Genomic DNA, 16047 nt, shown 5'->3' with positions numbered 1-16047 from the left:
TGGCACCGGTTTCCCCGGAGGTGCCCCCATGCGTCTGACCCTGCCCGCCCTGCTGTTTTCCCTGCTGCTCGCCGCCTGTGACGGCGGAACCCCCGCCCCGACCCAGGTCACGGTCGAGGTCAGCGATCCCGACTTTGGCGACACTTTCAGCTACCAGACAACCACCGACTTCCGCCCCGCGCTCAGCCCACAGTCCGGCTACCCGCAATCGGCTGCCGAGGCCGCCATGCTGAACGCCGTGAATGCCGAGCGCAGTCGGGGCGGCACCTGCCCGGATGGCCGGACGTTCCCGGCCCGGTCCGCCCTGACCTTCGAGGGCCACCTGCACGAGTCGGCCGACCGCTATGCGGGGGTCCTGGCGGGTCGGGGCACCCTGGAGCTTCCCCACCGCATCGGCACCAGCACCCCGGCCCGCCGCATGGTGGAGGCGGGCTTCAAACCCGCGCCCCCCACGGGCACGGTCCTGCGCTTCGAGGAAAGCCTGGCCGCCGGAATGACCGACCCCGCTGAGGTCATCGCGGCTTGGAAGGGCAGCGTCTCGCACTGCGCGGCCCTGTACAGCCCGGTGCCGTATGGCAGTGTGGCGCGGGCCGATGGTGCAGGCTTGGCGTACTGGGTGCTGAACACGGCAGGCTGGTAAGCCCACGTCAGGGCAGGCCCACCAGCCCCTGACCGTTCACCAGGGCCGTCTTCACCCCCAGCCCGGCGGCGAGCGCGGGGTCGGGGCGGCCCGGTTCACCTGCAAAGAGCAGCACCGGTCGGGCCTCCAAGCCCACGCTGCCGTGCCCGTCCAGCCGGGTCAGCACCGCCTCGAAGGTCCAGTCCTGTGCCCACAGCCGTTTCAGGGCGTGCAGGGCCGCCGTGCCGGGCCGGGTCACCTGTACGGTTTCCGTGCTGCGCTCGCCGGGCCGACGCAGGTGCAGTCCGCCCTCCGTGAGCCGGGCATTCCCCAGCGCCCGGTAGAACAGTTGCACCGCGTCGTCCGACAGGGCGCTCGTGCGGACCAGCTCGGCGGCGCGGGGCGCGAGCGTCTCCAGCAGGTCCTCGTCCAGCCGGGCGGGATTAAGGCCCGAAAAGAGGCGCCGGAGTTGCTCGGGCAGGTTGTTGCCCCGGTAAAAGGCCTCCTCGTAGCTCGCGGGGACCACCATCCCGGCGCTCAGGCGCCCGGCGTGCGCGGCCAGCCGGTGCGTCTCGGCCCCGACCACGGCGGCGGGCTGCCGGGCCGCCTCGGTAAAGGTCAGCATATGGGGGGGAGCTTAGCAGGGCGTGGGAAAGGGGGTCAGCGGGCGTTGCGGAGGGCTTTGGGAAGAAGTCGCCACAGCTCGCCGTGCATCGCCATTATTCCAATCAGCACAAGGACCACCGCCAGCAGCGGCCACACCCCGAAGCCCAAACCATGAACTCTGACCCCTGGCAGCAGCATCAGGAACGCGGCAAGCGGCCAGAACAGGTCGGTCAGACAGGCCCGCACTACTCCCGCGCTCCGGGGGGGACACCTCCAACTCGCTCGCCAGCTCAGCCACAACAGGCCCAAATGCATCAGCAGCCAGAGCGCGGCCAGCAGCCAGGACTCCAGCACATATCCGTCTGCCTGGGTGAGCAGCCAGCCGGGCATCAGCAGGCCGACCAGTGCTGAGGCCACAAGTTGACCCATAGAATCCCGTCTCATGGCCGTGCGAAAGATGGTGAGCTGAAGCAGCCGATCCTCCTCCGCCCGCGTGAAGTGCGTCTCCATCAGCGCCTGCTGCACCTGGGACGCCGACCCCAGCGCCGCCTGGGCCGCGCCCTCCGGGTCGGGGTGCCCCGCTGCCCGCAGGGCGTCGGCGTGGGCCAGCGCGTGTTCCTCCAACTCGTGCCGGATACGGCGGGCCGTGTCGGGCGGGAAGGGAGCGGTCACGGTGTCCACATAGCGGCTGAGCGGAGTCTGGGTCATGGGCGGCTCTCCTTCAGGGCGAGGGTGCGGCGCAATCGGCGGTCGTCCCGAAAGGCGACGGCCAGCGCGGCCAGCAAGGCGGTTCCCAGCAGCCCGACCCCCCAGACTTCCGCTTCCTGACCCCGCCACACGTCGACCACGTCATTGATCCACAGCATGGAGATCACACACAGACTGCCCCACTGCGTGCGCCACAGCCGACGCCGCTCGGGGACGGTGCGGGCCGTAACGCGCCACACGAGCAGGTTGAGCAGCGTCGCCAGGGCAGGCCCGGCCGCGCCCCAGGGGAGGGTCACCCCCTCACCCCGCTCCCAGCTCCACCAGTCCCAGACCATGTAGCCGCCATACAGCAGGGGCAGCAGCCAGACGAGGCCGAACAGTCCCCGCGCCAGCGACTCTTCCCGCAACGTTTCCAGCCGTTCCGCGCCCAGATACGTCTGCCCCAGCGCCCGCCGCACCCCTTCCGGCTGTCCCAGCGCCGCGACCGCCTCGGCTTCGGGCAGGCCGGAGTCCGCGACATGCGCCGCGTACTCAGCCCGCACGCGCTCCACGACCTCGGGTGGGAGGCCAGCGGTAGCCTCCCGCAACCAGTGGTCCAGGGTCATGCGGGCCTCCAGTCGCTGGTGCGGGCCTTGCGGTAGAGGCGGCCGCGCCAGCCCAGCTCTGCCCACAGGAACAGCAGGAGGGCCACCAGCAGGAAGCCCAGCAGCTTGGGCCACGAAGGCCAGTTCATGACCGCCTGCCCTGCCGTGAACACCAGCGCCGCCGACAGGGTCAGGGCAGGCCAGCCATACAGGGCGAGCCGGTCGGGGTCGCCCGTGTAGCGCTTCCGCAAGTACAGCAGGGCCGCGCTGCCCAGCCCGCCCACAAGCAGCGGCGCGGCAGCCCAGGGAAGGTCAGCCTGCTCGCTGCCTAGGGCCTTGAGCACGCCCAGAACCAGCGTGGCCACGCCTCCCAGCAGCAGCGGTCCCCAGGGCGTCCCCGGCGTCCAGCGCCGCACCCGGCTTTGCAGGACCTTCGCCTCGTATTCGGTGAGGTGCGTGGTGAGGAGGTCGTGGTTCAGCCGCTTCGGGTCGCCCAGGTCGGCCAGGAGTTGCCACTCGGGCACGCCCGCTTCCCGCGCCTCCCGGAAGTGTTCGCGGTATTCGGCCTCCAGACGGCGGCGCACGCCCGGGGCGAGGTTGCCCAGGGCCTCGGCGAGCCAGCGCTCGGGGGTCATGCGCGGCCCTCCTCGGCGATGAGGGTGCGGCGCAGGCGGGCGTCATGGGTCAGAAGACGTCGGGAAGTCAGCCCCAGGAACAGTGGCAGGACGGCCCACAAGAATCTGGGGTCCCATCCGAGGCCGTTCCACAGATCGGGAATCCACTCCGAAACACTCAGGAGGGCGAGCATCAGGGTTCCCCACCACTGACGCCGCCGAACCGGGTGAAGGTCCCAGGTCAGCGCCAGACCAGCGAGGTAGCCGCCCAGACTCAAGCCGTACACAACAGAATCGTTCTGTATGGCTCCCGTCATCAGCGTCGCGGGAATTACCAGCCCGGCCAACCACTGGGTGAGATGGAAGCCCGTCAGCGTGCCGCCGTCAGCCAAAGTCTCCAACTCTCTCGCCGTCAGGTAGAGCCGCCGCAGCTCATCGTTCGTCGCCTCCGGGTCGCCCAGCACCGCCCGCACGTCCGCACCGTCGGCCACTTCGGCGTCCTGAAGGTGCGCCCGCGTCTCGCGCGACACGCGCCCGGCCACACCGACCGGCAGCTCGCGGGTGGCCCGTTCCAGCCACTGGTGCGCGTTCACGCCGTGCCTCCCAGGACAGCGCCGACCGCCTGCACCCGCTTCTGCCAGTCGCCCCGCGCCTTCGCCAGGGCCTTGCCGCCCTTCTCGGTCAGGCGGTACTCGCGCCGTACCCGACCGCCCGACTCGCGTTCCTCGCTTTCCACCAGCCCCTCGGCCTCCAGCGCGTGCAGGGCCGGGTAAAGGGTGCCCTCCTTGGCGGTCAGCAGCCCCTCGGAGTGGGCCTTGATCGCCTGCGCAATGGCGTAGCCGTGTTCGGGTTGCCGCTCCAGCACGGCCAGAATCAGCATCCGGAGCTGCTCGCGGGTGTTCATGGCCCCAGCATACCTCTCTTTCCGATGTATCGGGGAGAGAGGTACACGGGCGGGGGATACTGGCTCCATGTCGGATGATCCCCGCCGCTTTCCCATCGGCCCGATTCAGGACCTGCCCACGCGGGACCGGGCGGCGCTGGAGGCCGTCGCCGCGCGGATGGAAGCGACCGGACACGAGTGGAGGGAGGCGGTGACAGGGCTGGACGCAGCCGGACTGGCCCGCACCTACCGCCCTGGCAGCTGGACGGTCGCGCAGCTCGCCCACCACTCGGCGGACGCGCACATTCACGGGCTGAACCGGCTGAAATACGCGCTGACGGTGGAGGGCTACGTGATCCAGCCCTTCGCCCAGGAGGCGTGGCTGACCCTGGCGGACGGGGCGCTGCCGGTGGAGGAGGCCCTGGCCCTCATGGACGCCGCGAATGCGCGGTGGGCAGCCCTGCTGCGCGGCACCGACCCCGCGCAGTTCGACCGCCGGGTGACCCACCCGCAGGAGGGCGAGCAGGACCTGTGGCGGCTGGTCGCCAAGCACGACTGGCACCTGCGGCACCACCTCGCGCACGTGCGGCTGGCGCTGACGTAAGGGCTACTCCTCCAGGTGGGCGTGGTCGTTGTAGACGTGCAGGGTCCACTCGCCGCCGCGCCGCTCCAGCCGGGTGATCCCGGTGTGCGCGTGGCGGTAGGGAAAGGGCAGCACGTAGCCGGGCTGCGGAGTGGCGGGCCAGCCGAACAGATGGCACAGCAGCGCCCGCAGCGCCGCCCCGTGCGTAAAGGCGGTGACAGTTCCGCCGGGTAACCCTTCCGCCCAGTCGCGCAGCCGCGCTCCCACCGCTTCCAGGCTCTCGCCGCCACCGGGAGCAGGGAGGCGCCAGGGGTCGCGCTGCCAAGCGGCGTACTCGGGATCGTGCCGCACGTCTGCCGTGGTCGCGCCCTCGTAGCGTCCGAAGTGCAGTTCGCGCAATCGGGAGTCCAGCCGAGCCTCCGTAGCGGGGAGGGCCAGACGGGCCGTCTCCACCGCCCGGCGCAGGTCACTGGCGTAGACGAGGCCGGGATCACGTCCCGCCAGCCGTGCTCCTAGCCGCCGCGCCTGCCCCTCCCCCACCTCGCCCAGCGGCGTGTCGGTCCAGCCCTGCCAGCGGCCCTCGCCGTTCCAGACGGTCGCCCCGTGGCGAATCAGGGTGAGCTGCAGGGAGGCGGGGGTCAGGGCCGCGCCTCCGAGTCGGGGTGGGCGCTGGCGGTGTCCAGCCCCTCGGCCAGCGGGGGCACCGGGCGGGGGGTGCCGTCCTCGTCGAGCGCCACAAAGACGAACAGGCCCGTCGTGGCGAGTTCCTGTTCGCCCGAGGCCATCGTCTCGCGGTACACGTCCACCTGAATGGTCATGGAGGACCGGCCCACCCGCACCACGCGGGCGTCGAGCGCCACCGCGTCCCCCACCCGGATGGGCGTGCGGAAGTCCACCCCGTCCATCCGCGCCGTGACCACCGCGCCGCCGGGTCCCGCGTGCCGCACCGCCGCCACGCTCGCCGCCTTGTCCATCAGCGAGAGCACGAAGCCCCCGAAGGCCGTTCCCAGGTAGTTGGTGTCCTTGGGAAAGACGAGTTCGAGCATGCGGGCGCGGCTGCGCGGCGCGGGGGTGCGGGGCTGGGGGGCGAGGGGCTGAGCGGGGGTGGGCTGGTCGGTCATCGCGCCCGGCAGCATAGCGGTCCTGGCCCCGGCTCCCGGCAGAGATGAACGCAATGGGGGCTGGACAATTGACACCCCCCCGTGGCCGTGCCAGCATGCGTCTACCCACAACTCTGCTCTGTTCGGCTGCCAGCCTGTCTGGCACACGCCAAGTCTCGTGCGGTTGCGCAAGCTGCACCGGAGGTCTTATGAAGAAGCGTCTGCTGCTTTCGCTGGCCCTTGCCCTCTCGGCGGCTCCCGCCCTGGCCGACAAGGTGGTCAGCATCGGCTACAGCGGTCCCCTGTCTGGGGGCGCGGCCTTTTACGGCAAGGATGTCCAGAGCGGCATCGAGATGGCGATCAACGAGATCAACAAGGCTGGGGGCGTCACCGTCAAGGGCGAGAAGGTCACCTTTCGCCTGGTCTCGCTCGACGACCGCTACCTCCCCAACGAGACGGCCACCAACGTGCGGCGGCTGACCTCGCAGGGGATCGACGTGATCTTCGTGCCGCACGCGGGCGGGATTCAGGCGGTGCAGCCGCTGGCGGTGCGCGACCCCAGCTTCCTGCTGGTCGCGTATTCCAGCGAACCTGCGATCCTCGCCGCCAAAAACCCCATGACCTTCATGCTGCCGCCGCGCTACGACAACTACATCCAGCCCTTCGTACAGACCCAGATGAAGGCCTTTGGCAAGAAACTCGGGCTGATCGGCACCACCAGCGCCTACGGCAAGCAGTGGACCGAGGCGATCAGCGAAGGGTGGAAAAAGCAGGGCGGCACGGTGGGCGCCAACAACGGGGTGGACTACAACACCACCGTGGACTACTCCAGCGCCGTGACCAAGGCCCTGGCCGAGCGCCCCGACGTGCTGTTCGTGGGCGGTCCCTCGCAGCCCACCGCGCAGGTCATCAAGGCCGCGCGGGAACAGGGCTTCAAGGGCGGCTTTATCGTGATGGACCAGGCCAAGTTCGAGCAGATGGACGACGTGATTCCGCGCTCGTACCTCGACGGCAGCGTGGGCGTGCTGCCCACCATCGAGTATCCCGGCACCCAGGTGTTCCGCACCCAGTACGTGCGGGCCTACAAGAAAGACCCCACCAGCGAGGCCGCCCTGAACTACATGGGCATGAACATCATCGCCCGCGCGATGACGCTCGCCGGAACCACCGACAACCCCGAGGCCATCCGTGCCCGGCTGAATGCCGCCGCTAGGGCGCTGCCCCAGCGCCAGACGATCTACAAGCTCGCGGGCGTGACCGCCGGGGGCCACGTGGACGCCGAGTTCGTGATCGCCAGCGTCAAGAACGGCAAGTACAACCGCCTGCGCGTCACCAAGGTCTACAAGTAAGCCGCGTGGGGAGGGGCGCGGCCCAGAGTCCGTCCGGGGCCTCTCTCCTGCCTGGGCTGCGCCCTCCCCTCAGCGGGACGCGGCCCTCTTTTTCTTCTCCCTCACCCCTCAGGAGACCCGACCTTGACCATCCTCTTTCAACAACTCTCCAACGCGCTGGCGCTGGGCGGCGTGTATGCCCTCGTCGCGCTGGGCCTGACGCTGGTGTACGGCGTGATGCGGGTGCCCAACTTCGCGCACGGCGGGCTGTACATGCTGGGGGCCTATTTCACCTACGCGGTGCTGAATGGCCTCGGCGTGGGTTACCTGCCCGCGCTGCTGATCGCGGCGGTGCTCGTGGCGGGACTCGCGGCGCTGCTCGAACGGCTGGTCTTCTATCCGCTGCGGAACGCCCCGCATGTCCACGCGATGATCGCGGCGATCGGGGTGCTGTTCTTCTTCGAGGCCGTCGTGCAGCGCATCTGGGGCGCGGACTTCAAGCAGATCGCCGAGCCCATTCCCGGCATCCTCAACGTGGGCGGGGTGGTGATCACCTGGCAGCGGCTGCTGGTGATCCTGGCCTCGGTGCTGGTGATGCTGGGGCTGAACTTCTTCCTCAAGCGCACGCTGACGGGCGCCACCATCGAGGCGATGAGCCAGAACCGCGAGGGAGCGCGGCTGGTCGGCATCAACGTGAACCGGGTCGGGATGCTGACCTTCGCCATCTCGGGGGCGCTCGCGGCGGTGGCGGCGGCCCTCATCGCCCCCATCGTGTCGGTCGCGCCGTCAATGGGCGAGGTGATGAACCTCAAGGTCTTCGCCATCATCATCCTGGGCGGCATGGGCAGCGTGCCGGGGGCCATCGTGGGGGCCTTTCTGCTGGCCTTCGCGGAGGTGTTCGGCGGCTTTTACATCAATCTCGACTTCGCGGACGTGATCGGGTTCGCGGCGCTGGTGATCGTGCTGGCGATTCGGCCGCAGGGGCTGTTCCGGAGGGGGACGTGATCCGGGTGAATGGACTTCTTCACGGGGAGGGCACCCGATGACCCGCTCCGGCTTCAAACCTGGCGCTCTCGTGTGGGTGGCCGTCTTCGCCCTCGCGGCGCTGATTCCGCTGCTCCAGCCCGGCGGCTTTGTGCTGGACGTGGCGATCAACGTGATGATCTGGTCGATGGTCGCCTACGGCCTGAACGTGATGCTGGGCTACACGGGGCAACTGCCGCTGGCGCACGCGGGCTTTTTCGGGATCGGGGCCTACGCGGTGGGCATCCTGACCCTGAAGCAGGGCTGGAACTTCTGGTTGGCGTGGCCCACGGCCGTCGCCATCTGTGCGCTGGGCGGGCTGCTGCTGGGGCTGGTGGCCTTCCGGACCAGGGGCGACGCCTTTTCCATCTTCACGCTGGGCGTGGGTGTGATCATCGCGCTGGTGATCAACAAGTGGGACGCGCTCACCGGGGGCAACGACGGCCTCAACGGGGTGCCGCCCGCCTCCAGCCTGTTCGGGATCGACTTTTCCAAATCGTCCAACTTCTACTACGTGGCGCTGGCGGCCCTCGCGCTGACGGTGCTGATCGTGGCCCGTACCCGCCAGAGCGTGTTCGGACGCTCGCTGGTCGCCATCCGGGGCGGCGAGGACCTCGCGCGGAGTGCGGGGATTGACGTGTACTCGCACAAGTTGCGGGCGCTGATGCTCTCGACGGCCATCGCGGGGCTGGCGGGCGGCGTGTACGCGGCCTACGTGGGCTTCCTGGGCTCGGCGGTGACCGGCCCGACGACCACCTTCACCGTGCTGCTGTACCTGCTGGTCGGCGGGGTGGGCACGCTGGCGGGGCCGCTGCTGGGGACCGGGATCATCTACGTGGCGCTGCAATTCCTCAAGGGCTTGCAGGACTACCAGTACATCGTGTTCGGGCCGCTGCTGGTGCTGCTGGTACTGTTCGCGCCGCAGGGGCTGGCCGGGCTGTGGGACCGCTGGAGCGTGCGCCGGGCGAGCGCCCGCACCGAACGGGCGGTGGACCATGCCTGAGCTGCCATCCATCCTGGAAGTCGAGGGGCTGGGCATCCGCTTCGGCGGCCTCCACGCCGTGCGCGACGTGACGACCCGCCTCCCGGCCGGGAAAATCACCGCCATCATCGGGCCAAACGGGGCAGGCAAGAGCACCTTTTTCAACCTGATCTCGGGCTTCTACGCGCCGACCTCGGGCCGCATCCGCTTCGCGGGCGAGGACATCACCCGCCTGAAGACCCATCAGGTCGTGGGGCGCGGGATCGCCCGCACCTTTCAGACGACCACCATCTACAAGGAACTCAGCGTGCTGGACAACGCGATGATCGGCCACCGGGTCCGCACCCGCGCCGGGCTGTGGGACGCCCTGCTGCGGACGGGCCGCGAGCGCCACGACGAACGCGAGAGCCGCGACGGTGCGATGCGGGCACTGGAGCGGGTGGGGCTGGCGGGGCAAGCGGGGCGGCCCGCCGGGGCCTTGACCCAGGAGGGCCAGAAGCGCGTCGGCATCGCGATGGCGCTGTCCAGCGACCCCAAGCTGCTGCTGCTGGACGAACCCGCCGCCGGGATGAACCCCGAGGAGACCGTCAACCTGATGGGATTGATCCGCGAACTGGTGGGGGGCGGCCTGACGGTCGCGCTCGTCGAGCACAAGATGAGCCTGGTGATGGGCCTTGCCGACGAGATCGTGGTGCTGCACCACGGCCAGAAGATTGCGCAGGGCACGCCGGGAGCGGTCAGCCGCGACCCCGCCGTGATCGAGGCGTACCTGGGCGGGCACGCACACGGCGGGCAGATGGGGCAGCCCGGCACGGCCGGGGAGGGTGCCCATGCTTGAGGTGGGGCGGCTCAGCGTGAACTACGGCCCCTTCCGGGCGCTGCACGACGTGGACCTGACCGTGCAGGAGGGCGAGATCGTCGTGCTGCTGGGGGCGAACGGGGCGGGCAAGAGCACCCTCTTTCGCACCCTCAGCGGGCTCCAGCGCCCCTCGGCGGGCACGGCGACGTGGCGCGGGGTGCCGCTGACGGGCGGGCGGCCCGAGTTCAACGTGTCGCACGGGGTCTCGCAGTGCCCGGAGGGGCGCCTGCTGTTCCCCGACCTCAGCGTGGAGAAGAACCTGCGGCTGGGCGCCTTCGTTCACCGCCGGGACGCGGCGGGCACCGAGCGCGAGCTGGGGCGGGTCTACGACCTCTTTCCCGATCTGGTGGGCAAGCGGAACGCTCCCGCCGGGAGCCTGTCGGGCGGGCAGCAGCAGATGGTCGCCATCGCCCGGTCGCTGATGGCGCGGCCGCAGCTCCTGCTGCTGGACGAGCCGTCGCTGGGGCTGGCCCCGCTGGTGGTCGAGCAGGTATTTCAGGCCGTGCAGCGGGTCAACGAGGCCGGAGTCAGCGTGCTGCTGGCCGAGCAAAACGCCTTCGCCGCGCTGGGCATCGCGCACCGGGGCTATGTGCTGGAGGGGGGCCGGGTGTCGCTGCAAGGTTCGCAGCAGGCGCTGCTGGGCGACGACCGGGTGCGGAGCGCGTACCTGGGGGTCTAGCGGCCAGCTTCTGGCGGGAGCGGCGTGTAACGGGAGGCTTACACGCCGCTCCTCGTTTGCTTACATGGGGCCGCTACACTGCTCGCAGTCGCCCCTCTCCGCTGAAACAGGATGGAGGAGCCGAACTCCGGACGAGAGCACCGCCGTACCCGGTCACGACAAGACGGCGCAGGAGGTCTCTTATGGCATGGATTCTGCTGGTGATCGCGGGACTGCTGGAAATCGGCTGGGCGATCGGACTCAAGTACACCGAGGGCTTTACCCGGCCCGTCCCCACGGTGCTGACCCTGCTGAGCATGGTCGCCAGCATGGGCCTGCTGGGACTGGCCGCCAAGACGCTCCCCATCGGCACGGCCTACGGGGTGTGGGTGGGGATCGGGGCGGTCGGTGCGGCGATTCTGGGCATCGTGCTGTTCAAGGAACCCGTCACGCTGAGCCGCCTGCTCTTCCTGGGCATGATGATCGTGGCGATCATCGGGCTGAAGGCGACGAGCGGGCACTGAAACCCGCCCGCCGCCCCGGCCCCTCCCCTAGCCCGCCAGCCGCAGGATGAGCTGCGCGAGCAGGATCTTGCCGATCAACGCGACCGGGTAGACCGAGGCGTAGCCCAGTTCGGGCACCTCTCCCCCGGTGCGCTCGGTGGCGTAGCCCAGCACGGCGGGCTGGGTGTCCATTCCTGCCGCGAGGCCCGAGAGCAGGCTGTAGGGCAGGCGCAGCAGGCGGTAACCGATCCACAGCAGGGCGCCCGTCACGCTCAGGGTGACGGCGGCCCCCGCGAGCAGCAGAGCAAGGCCCTCGGCGCTGGCGAGCTGCGCGGCAAACCGCCCGCCGCTGCGCAGCCCCACGCCCGCCAGAAAGAGGGCCAGCCCGAACTGCCGCAGGGTCAGGTTGGCGCTGTAGGGGATGTTCCAGACGACGCGCCCGCTGCGGCCCAGGGCGCCCAGCACCAGCCCCACCAGCAGCGGCCCCCCCGCGACGCCCAGCCGGAAGGTGCCGCCCCCCGGCAGCGGCAGCGGCAGCGTGCCCAGCAGCAGCCCCAGCACCAGCCCCAGGCTGAAGGTGAGCAGGTTGATCTCGGAGAGGTGGCGGTAGGAGTCCCCGAAAAAGCGGGTCACCTCCGCCATGCGCCCGCGCGGCGCCAGCACGCGCACCCGGTCGCCGAGTTCCAGCACGGTGCGGCCGTCCGGCACGATGTCGCGGTCGCCCCGGCGCACGCGGGTGACGGTGGCGCCCAGCCGCTCGTTGACCCGCAGCTCGGAGAGGCGCCGCCCCGCCACGCGCGGACTGGACACGAAGATGCGCCGGAAGTCCAGCACCGAGCGGTCCTCGCTCAGGGACTGCGCCACCTCCTCGCCCAGCACCCGGATCACGGCGGCCACGTCGGCGGGAGCGCCCGTGACCGACACGAGGTCCCCCACCCGCAGCACTGACCCCGCCTCGGCGGCGTCGAGGTGCCCGCCGTGCAGCAGCCGACCGAACACCACCCGCCCGCTGTGCGCCCGGGCGAAGGCCTCCACCGTCAGCTCGCGCCCGTCGGTGACCCGCAGGGTGCGGGTGACGAGTTCCTCGCCGGAGACGCCCAGCGCCCGCGCCTCGGCAGCGTAGTCGGGCCGGAAGCGGCGCTCGAAGAGGAAGAGGGCCAGCATCACCCCGATCACGCCCATCGGGTACGCGATGGAGTAGGCCACCACCGGGTCGCCCGCGCCGGGCTGCCCCGCGACCGCCTCGATCACGCCCGCGAGGGCCGGGGTGCTCGTCAGCGCCCCGGTGTACAGCCCCGCCGTGAGTGCCGGTTCCAGGCCCAGCAGCCGCCCCAGCCCCAGGGTCAGCCCGGCCCCCAGGGTGAGCAGCCCCAGCACCAGCCCATTGCGAATCAGCCCGGCCCGCCCGAAGGACGACAGGACGTGCCCACCGCTCGCCAGTGCGATGGCGTACACGAAGAGGGCCAGCCCCAGCTCGTACACGGCGGGGTCGAGCGCGATGCGCGGGTCGAGCGCACTCACGAGCAGGCCCGCGAACAGCACCCCCGCCACCCCCAGGCTGAAGCCCAGCACCCGCACGCCTCCCAGCGCAAATCCCAGCAGCAACACCGTGAACAGGGTCAGCACCGGATTCTGGGCCAGCAGGTCGAGCAGCGGGGTCATGGGGCCACCCTACCGCGCGGAGGAAAGGGGCCAACGGGAGGGCTGCCGGAGGTCTCGCACCCCCGGCAGCCCTCCGTGAGGAGCGTCACTCCTCCCGGAACGCTCCCAGCGCCCGGAATCGGGCCGAACGCCCGGCTTTCAGCTCGTCCGGCCCCAGGCGCGACAGCTCCGCAAGGTGGCGCGAGACGGCCTCGCCCAGCGCCGCGGCGGCCGCATCGGGGTCAAGGTGCGCGCCGCCCACGGGTTCGGATACGACCTCCTCGACCAGCCCCAGCTCCAGCAGGTCGGGAGCGGTGAGCTTGAGGGCCTCGGCTGCCTCGGGGGCCTTGGCCGCGTCCTTCCAGATGATGCTGGCGGCGCCCTCGGGCGAGATCACCGAGTACCAGGCGTTTTCCTGAATCAGCACCCGGTTGCCCACGCCCAGCGCGAGCGCCCCGCCCGAGCCGCCCTCGCCGATCACCGCGCACACGGCGGGCACGCGCAGGCGCACCATCCGCTGAATGCTCTCGGCGATGGCCCAGCCCTGGCCGCGTTCCTCGGCCTCGATGCCAGGGTAGGCGCCGGGCGTGTCGATCAGGGTGACGACAGGCAGCCCGAAGCGGTCGGCGAGGTCCATCAGCCGGATCGCCTTGCGGTAGCCTTCCGGGTTACTCATGCCGAAACGGCGCTTGATCTTGCCCTTGGTGTCGCGGCCCTTCTGCTGCATCAGCAGCATCACAGGCACGCCCTCCCAGCGGGCCGGGCCGCCGATCAGGGCGGGGTCGTCGCCGTAGGCGCGGTCGCCGTGCAGCTCGGTGAAGTCGGTGCAGAGGCGCTCGACGTAATCCAACGCGGTGGGGCGGCCCGGCGCCCGCGCGAGGCCCACCCGTTCCCAGCGGGTCAGGCGGGCGTGGCCCTCGCCGCGCAGCCGCTCGACCTCGGCCCGCAGCGGCGTCAGGGCCGCGTCGAGGTTCTGCCCGGTGCGCTGCGCCGTGTCCTCCAGGTCGCGCAGCCGGGCTTCCAGCTCGCGCAGGGTGTCGGCGGGGGCGGTCACGCGCCCACCTCAGGGGCGGGCTGCCGGGTCAGCACGCCCAGCAGCGAACGCAGGTAGGCCCGGTGCTCGCGGCGATCCACCACCGCGTCCACCATGCCATGTTCCAGCAGAAACTCGGAGCGCTGGAAGCCCTCGGGCAGGTGCTGGCGGATGGTCTGCTGAATGACGCGCGGCCCCGCGAAGCCGATCAAGGCGCCCGGCTCGGCCACGATCACGTCCGCGACGGTGGCGAAGGAGGCGGTCACACCCCCGGTCGTGGGATCACTCAGGATGGAGACGTAGGGCAGCCCGCGCTCGGCCAGACCCTCCAGCGCCACGGTCGTCTTCGCCATCTGCATCAGCGACAGCGCACTCTCCTGCATCCGCGCCCCGCCGCTCGCCGCGACGAGGACCAAGGGCGTCCCGGCCCCCGCCGCGTGCTCGGCGGCCCGCGCGATTTCCTCGCCCACCACGCTGCCCATGCTGCCGCCCGAAAAGGCGAAATCCATCGCAGCCACCGTCACGGGCAGGCCCAGGATGGTCCCGGTCCCGGTCAGGATCGCGTCGGGGCGGCCCGTCTTCTTCTGCGCCCGCGCCAGCCGCGCCGGGTAGGGCTCGGTGTCCTCGAAGCCCAGGGGGTCGACAGGCTGCACCCGGCCCGAGAGCTGCCGGAAGCTGCCCCCATCGAGCAGCACCTCCAGCCGCCGCCCCGCGTCGAGCCGCAGGTGGTGGCCGCAGCGCGGGCAGACGTGGGCGCTGAGTTCGAGGTCACGGTTGTAAACCCCCTCCTTGCACTGGGGGCACTGGGTCCACAGGTCCGGCAACTCCGCCCCGCCCTGCGGCTGGGGACGGCGTCTGCGGAAAAAACGGTCGAGCGCCATAGCCTTTTCACTCCTCTTTGGGGAAAACCAGCTTCCCGGCGCATTCTAGACGCGCCGGGAAGGACCGGACCCCAGTTCTGAACCGGGTGCAAGGAGGTGAGGGAACGGAAGGAAACGGCCGCGCCGCTCGCTCCGGTGCAGTCGCCCTACAGGAGCGCGAGCCTCACGTCGCTTGAAGCGTGACCGCCAGCAGGCGAATCGCACCCAGATGGTAGGCGCAGTGGGCCAGGATGCTCAGAAACCCGCCGAGGGGCTCGTCATCCCAGACCTCGACCTCTTCCACGTGCCTGAGTGTCGCCAGATACTCCTCGCGCACAGCCGCTCTGACGTGTTCCCACTCGTCTGCCGTGACCGTCCGACGTTGCCAGCTTCCGGGCCAATCGGGACGCACGTCGTCCTCGTCCCTGATGAACCGGCGCAGGGTGTGCATGTAGTAGCGCGTGTGGTCAGCATGAGCAGCAATCGTCACTCCGCCGGTCGTCAGGGACCTGGAGGCGAGCCGGTGGTCGAGGCTGCCCAGGGTTTCCAAAAGGCTGCCGTGGCCCTTGCCATCGATGTAATGACTGCCTTGACCCCCCGTTCCTTCAAAGGTCTCACGCAGCAAGTCAGTCAGGTTGTTGAGGTAATCCGAGGCGTTCACAATAGGCATAACGTCTCCTGCATCCATTCCGGGGAACAGACGCAATGTCGAGTGGCGAGGTGTGCATCCTGGGGCATCCCCACGCGAGTCATGCCACTTTCGAAGTGGGGCTAACGGCAGGGCAGGTGCGAACCAGGGACCATTCGGGGTGTGTTGAGGTCTGCCATGAGCCACCTGTTCACGACGCCGTCAGGCCTGCACCGGCGCGTCAATCATTGGAGCAGTGTAGCCCATCTGGGACTCACCTCAAGGTGAAAGGGCAGAACCCTCACATCCCAGTGTTCAGCCCAGCCGCCGCTTGAGGTAATCGTCCATCTGCGCGAGTTGCAGGTTCAGGTCACGCTGCAAGGCGTCGAGGCGGGCGTTCGTCTCCGCGAGGTCGGGGGCGGGCAGCGCCGGGCGGCTCACGCTCTGGCCCAGCGTCTCGAACCGCTCGTCGATGTAGGCCTGAAGCTGCGCGAAACGGCTCCCCTCCTGCGCGTCGAGGTTGGCCCGCAGCGCCTCCATGTCGCGCAGCAGTCGGGCGCTGTCGGCCTGCCCACGCAGCCGCTCGACGTTGGCCCACAGGAAGAACAGCAGCGCCAGAAAGAGGCCCGACAGCAGCAGGATCAGCCCCAGCGGCACGCCCGTGTAGGTCACGAAGCCCAGGTTCAGGGTGTGCCCGAACATCAGCGCGTGACGGTTGAGGACCGCGAAGATGGCCGCGAGCACGACGATGATGATCAGGACGACCGTCCGCATGGGGTGAGGGTAACGCACCCCCCACGCCATGCGGCAGAGGGGGAACGTTCACCCAGCGGTG

Annotated in this window: 21 protein-coding genes and 1 riboswitch; of the genes, 8 read left to right on the top strand and 13 right to left on the bottom strand. The window is 70.2% G+C overall.

From position 1 onward, the window contains the following. The first annotated feature begins 28 nt into the window (after nucleotides 1–28). Entirely contained in the window at nucleotides 29–640 is a 612-nt protein-coding gene (locus C3K08_RS01235; protein WP_104989688.1) for a CAP domain-containing protein, read from the top strand. 7 nt (nucleotides 641–647) lie between these two features. Here the strand turns inward: C3K08_RS01235 and C3K08_RS01230 are convergent, their stop codons facing one another. From C3K08_RS01230 to C3K08_RS01205, 6 genes are read right to left on the bottom strand one after another with little or no spacing between them, the layout of a single operon-like run. After that, nucleotides 648–1244 carry a hypothetical protein gene (locus C3K08_RS01230; RefSeq protein ID WP_104989687.1) on the bottom strand — a complete coding sequence of 199 codons (597 nt, stop codon included), beginning with the start codon at nucleotides 1242–1244 and terminating at the stop codon, nucleotides 648–650. A gap of 35 nt (nucleotides 1245–1279) precedes the next feature. Further along, on the bottom strand, nucleotides 1280–1933 hold the full coding sequence (locus tag C3K08_RS01225) for a hypothetical protein (RefSeq protein ID WP_104989686.1): 654 nt from the start codon (nucleotides 1931–1933) through the stop codon (nucleotides 1280–1282). Continuing rightward, entirely contained in the window at nucleotides 1930–2538 is a 609-nt protein-coding gene (locus C3K08_RS01220; RefSeq protein WP_104989685.1) for a hypothetical protein, read from the bottom strand. Before C3K08_RS01220 ends, C3K08_RS01225 begins: the two co-directional genes overlap by 4 nt. Next, nucleotides 2535–3152 carry a DUF1700 domain-containing protein gene (locus C3K08_RS01215; protein WP_104989684.1) on the bottom strand — a complete coding sequence of 206 codons (618 nt, stop codon included), beginning with the start codon at nucleotides 3150–3152 and terminating at the stop codon, nucleotides 2535–2537. Before C3K08_RS01215 ends, C3K08_RS01220 begins: the two co-directional genes overlap by 4 nt. Then, nucleotides 3149–3724 carry a hypothetical protein gene (locus tag C3K08_RS01210; protein ID WP_104989683.1) on the bottom strand — a complete coding sequence of 192 codons (576 nt, stop codon included), beginning with the start codon at nucleotides 3722–3724 and terminating at the stop codon, nucleotides 3149–3151. The genes C3K08_RS01215 and C3K08_RS01210 overlap by 4 nt, the downstream gene beginning before the upstream one ends. Further along, on the bottom strand, nucleotides 3721–4035 hold the full coding sequence (locus C3K08_RS01205) for a PadR family transcriptional regulator (protein WP_104989682.1): 315 nt from the start codon (nucleotides 4033–4035) through the stop codon (nucleotides 3721–3723). Before C3K08_RS01205 ends, C3K08_RS01210 begins: the two co-directional genes overlap by 4 nt. A gap of 67 nt (nucleotides 4036–4102) precedes the next feature. Here C3K08_RS01205 and C3K08_RS01200 point away from each other — a divergent pair, with 67 nt between their 5' ends. Continuing rightward, nucleotides 4103–4618: a DinB family protein gene (locus C3K08_RS01200; protein WP_104989681.1), complete on the top strand. Its 516-nt coding sequence runs from the start codon at nucleotides 4103–4105 to the stop codon at nucleotides 4616–4618. Nucleotides 4619–4621: 3 nt separating this feature from the next. Here C3K08_RS01200 and C3K08_RS01195 read toward each other — a convergent pair whose 3' ends face one another. Both C3K08_RS01195 and C3K08_RS01190 read right to left on the bottom strand, forming a co-directional pair. Further along, nucleotides 4622–5209: a histidine phosphatase family protein gene (locus C3K08_RS01195; protein ID WP_234009207.1), complete on the bottom strand. Its 588-nt coding sequence runs from the start codon at nucleotides 5207–5209 to the stop codon at nucleotides 4622–4624. A gap of 26 nt (nucleotides 5210–5235) precedes the next feature. Then, complete coding sequence (locus C3K08_RS01190) at nucleotides 5236–5718, bottom strand: acyl-CoA thioesterase (protein ID WP_104989680.1); 483 nt, start codon at nucleotides 5716–5718, stop codon at nucleotides 5236–5238. A gap of 188 nt (nucleotides 5719–5906) precedes the next feature. Between C3K08_RS01190 and C3K08_RS01185 the strand changes: the two genes are divergently transcribed. The 6 genes from C3K08_RS01185 to sugE all read left to right on the top strand — a co-directional run bounded on the left by C3K08_RS01185 (nucleotide 5907) and on the right by sugE (nucleotide 11071). Next, entirely contained in the window at nucleotides 5907–7046 is a 1140-nt protein-coding gene (locus tag C3K08_RS01185) for an ABC transporter substrate-binding protein (RefSeq protein WP_104989679.1), read from the top strand. Between the two features lie 123 nt (nucleotides 7047–7169). Beyond that, on the top strand, nucleotides 7170–8030 hold the full coding sequence (locus tag C3K08_RS01180) for a branched-chain amino acid ABC transporter permease (RefSeq protein WP_104989678.1): 861 nt from the start codon (nucleotides 7170–7172) through the stop codon (nucleotides 8028–8030). Between the two features lie 37 nt (nucleotides 8031–8067). Then, nucleotides 8068–9051 (top strand): branched-chain amino acid ABC transporter permease, encoded by a 984-nt coding sequence (locus C3K08_RS01175; RefSeq protein ID WP_104989677.1) that lies wholly within the window; start codon nucleotides 8068–8070, stop codon nucleotides 9049–9051. Continuing rightward, the gene (locus C3K08_RS01170) at nucleotides 9044–9868 is read left to right on the top strand and encodes an ABC transporter ATP-binding protein (protein ID WP_104989676.1); all 825 of its coding nucleotides are present in this window, start codon (nucleotides 9044–9046) and stop codon (nucleotides 9866–9868) included. The genes C3K08_RS01175 and C3K08_RS01170 overlap by 8 nt, the downstream gene beginning before the upstream one ends. Then, entirely contained in the window at nucleotides 9861–10568 is a 708-nt protein-coding gene (locus tag C3K08_RS01165) for an ABC transporter ATP-binding protein (RefSeq protein WP_104989675.1), read from the top strand. Before C3K08_RS01170 ends, C3K08_RS01165 begins: the two co-directional genes overlap by 8 nt. A gap of 114 nt (nucleotides 10569–10682) precedes the next feature. Further along, nucleotides 10683–10741: riboswitch (guanidine-III (ykkC-III) riboswitch) on the top strand. 9 nt (nucleotides 10742–10750) lie between these two features. Beyond that, complete coding sequence (gene sugE / locus C3K08_RS01160; RefSeq protein WP_104989674.1) at nucleotides 10751–11071, top strand: quaternary ammonium compound efflux SMR transporter SugE; 321 nt, start codon at nucleotides 10751–10753, stop codon at nucleotides 11069–11071. Nucleotides 11072–11098: 27 nt separating this feature from the next. Here the strand turns inward: sugE and C3K08_RS01155 are convergent, their stop codons facing one another. From C3K08_RS01155 to C3K08_RS01135, 5 genes are all read right to left on the bottom strand, one after another. Then, complete coding sequence (locus C3K08_RS01155) at nucleotides 11099–12712, bottom strand: aspartate:alanine exchanger family transporter (RefSeq protein WP_199776961.1); 1614 nt, start codon at nucleotides 12710–12712, stop codon at nucleotides 11099–11101. Nucleotides 12713–12797: 85 nt separating this feature from the next. Then, nucleotides 12798–13745, bottom strand: a complete 948-nt coding sequence (locus C3K08_RS01150) for an acetyl-CoA carboxylase carboxyltransferase subunit alpha (protein ID WP_104989673.1) — start codon at nucleotides 13743–13745, stop codon at nucleotides 12798–12800. After that, nucleotides 13742–14605 (bottom strand): acetyl-CoA carboxylase, carboxyltransferase subunit beta, encoded by an 864-nt coding sequence (accD, locus tag C3K08_RS01145; protein WP_104989672.1) that lies wholly within the window; start codon nucleotides 14603–14605, stop codon nucleotides 13742–13744. The genes C3K08_RS01150 and accD overlap by 4 nt, the downstream gene beginning before the upstream one ends. A 163-nt stretch (nucleotides 14606–14768) precedes the next feature. Continuing rightward, a complete protein-coding gene (locus C3K08_RS01140) occupies nucleotides 14769–15254 on the bottom strand; it encodes a DinB family protein (protein ID WP_104989671.1) in 486 nt (161 codons plus the stop codon). Nucleotides 15255–15527: 273 nt separating this feature from the next. Further along, nucleotides 15528–15986, bottom strand: coding sequence for a hypothetical protein (locus tag C3K08_RS01135; RefSeq protein ID WP_104989670.1), 459 nt, complete (start codon nucleotides 15984–15986; stop codon nucleotides 15528–15530). Between the last annotated feature and the right edge of the window lie 61 nt (nucleotides 15987–16047).

Source organism: Deinococcus sp. NW-56 (assembly GCF_002953415.1).
GTDB lineage: Bacteria > Deinococcota > Deinococci > Deinococcales > Deinococcaceae > Deinococcus.
Note: the sequence above shows the minus strand (reverse complement) of the source record. Positions and strands in the feature narration are given on the sequence as shown.

Excerpts from the sequence above, each read along its gene's own strand:
- C3K08_RS01220 (WP_104989685.1), bottom strand. The coding sequence starts at position 2,538 with ATGACCCTGGACCACTGGTTGCGGGAGGCTACCGCTGGCCTCCCACCC.
- C3K08_RS01190 (WP_104989680.1), bottom strand. The coding sequence starts at position 5,718 with ATGACCGACCAGCCCACCCCCGCTCAGCCCCTCGCCCCCCAGCCCCGC.
- C3K08_RS01165 (WP_104989675.1), top strand. The coding sequence starts at position 9,861 with ATGCTTGAGGTGGGGCGGCTCAGCGTGAACTACGGCCCCTTCCGGGCG.
- C3K08_RS01175 (WP_104989677.1), top strand. The coding sequence starts at position 8,068 with ATGACCCGCTCCGGCTTCAAACCTGGCGCTCTCGTGTGGGTGGCCGTC.
- C3K08_RS01225 (WP_104989686.1), bottom strand. The coding sequence starts at position 1,933 with ATGACCCAGACTCCGCTCAGCCGCTATGTGGACACCGTGACCGCTCCC.
- C3K08_RS01235 (WP_104989688.1), top strand. The coding sequence starts at position 29 with ATGCGTCTGACCCTGCCCGCCCTGCTGTTTTCCCTGCTGCTCGCCGCC.
- sugE (WP_104989674.1), top strand. The coding sequence starts at position 10,751 with ATGGCATGGATTCTGCTGGTGATCGCGGGACTGCTGGAAATCGGCTGG.
- C3K08_RS01155 (WP_199776961.1), bottom strand. The coding sequence starts at position 12,712 with ATGACCCCGCTGCTCGACCTGCTGGCCCAGAATCCGGTGCTGACCCTG.
- C3K08_RS01200 (WP_104989681.1), top strand. The coding sequence starts at position 4,103 with ATGTCGGATGATCCCCGCCGCTTTCCCATCGGCCCGATTCAGGACCTG.
- C3K08_RS01170 (WP_104989676.1), top strand. The coding sequence starts at position 9,044 with ATGCCTGAGCTGCCATCCATCCTGGAAGTCGAGGGGCTGGGCATCCGC.
- C3K08_RS01140 (WP_104989671.1), bottom strand. The coding sequence starts at position 15,254 with ATGCCTATTGTGAACGCCTCGGATTACCTCAACAACCTGACTGACTTG.
- accD (WP_104989672.1), bottom strand. The coding sequence starts at position 14,605 with ATGGCGCTCGACCGTTTTTTCCGCAGACGCCGTCCCCAGCCGCAGGGC.
- C3K08_RS01230 (WP_104989687.1), bottom strand. The coding sequence starts at position 1,244 with ATGCTGACCTTTACCGAGGCGGCCCGGCAGCCCGCCGCCGTGGTCGGG.
- C3K08_RS01215 (WP_104989684.1), bottom strand. The coding sequence starts at position 3,152 with ATGACCCCCGAGCGCTGGCTCGCCGAGGCCCTGGGCAACCTCGCCCCG.
- C3K08_RS01135 (WP_104989670.1), bottom strand. The coding sequence starts at position 15,986 with ATGCGGACGGTCGTCCTGATCATCATCGTCGTGCTCGCGGCCATCTTC.
- C3K08_RS01205 (WP_104989682.1), bottom strand. The coding sequence starts at position 4,035 with ATGAACACCCGCGAGCAGCTCCGGATGCTGATTCTGGCCGTGCTGGAG.
- C3K08_RS01185 (WP_104989679.1), top strand. The coding sequence starts at position 5,907 with ATGAAGAAGCGTCTGCTGCTTTCGCTGGCCCTTGCCCTCTCGGCGGCT.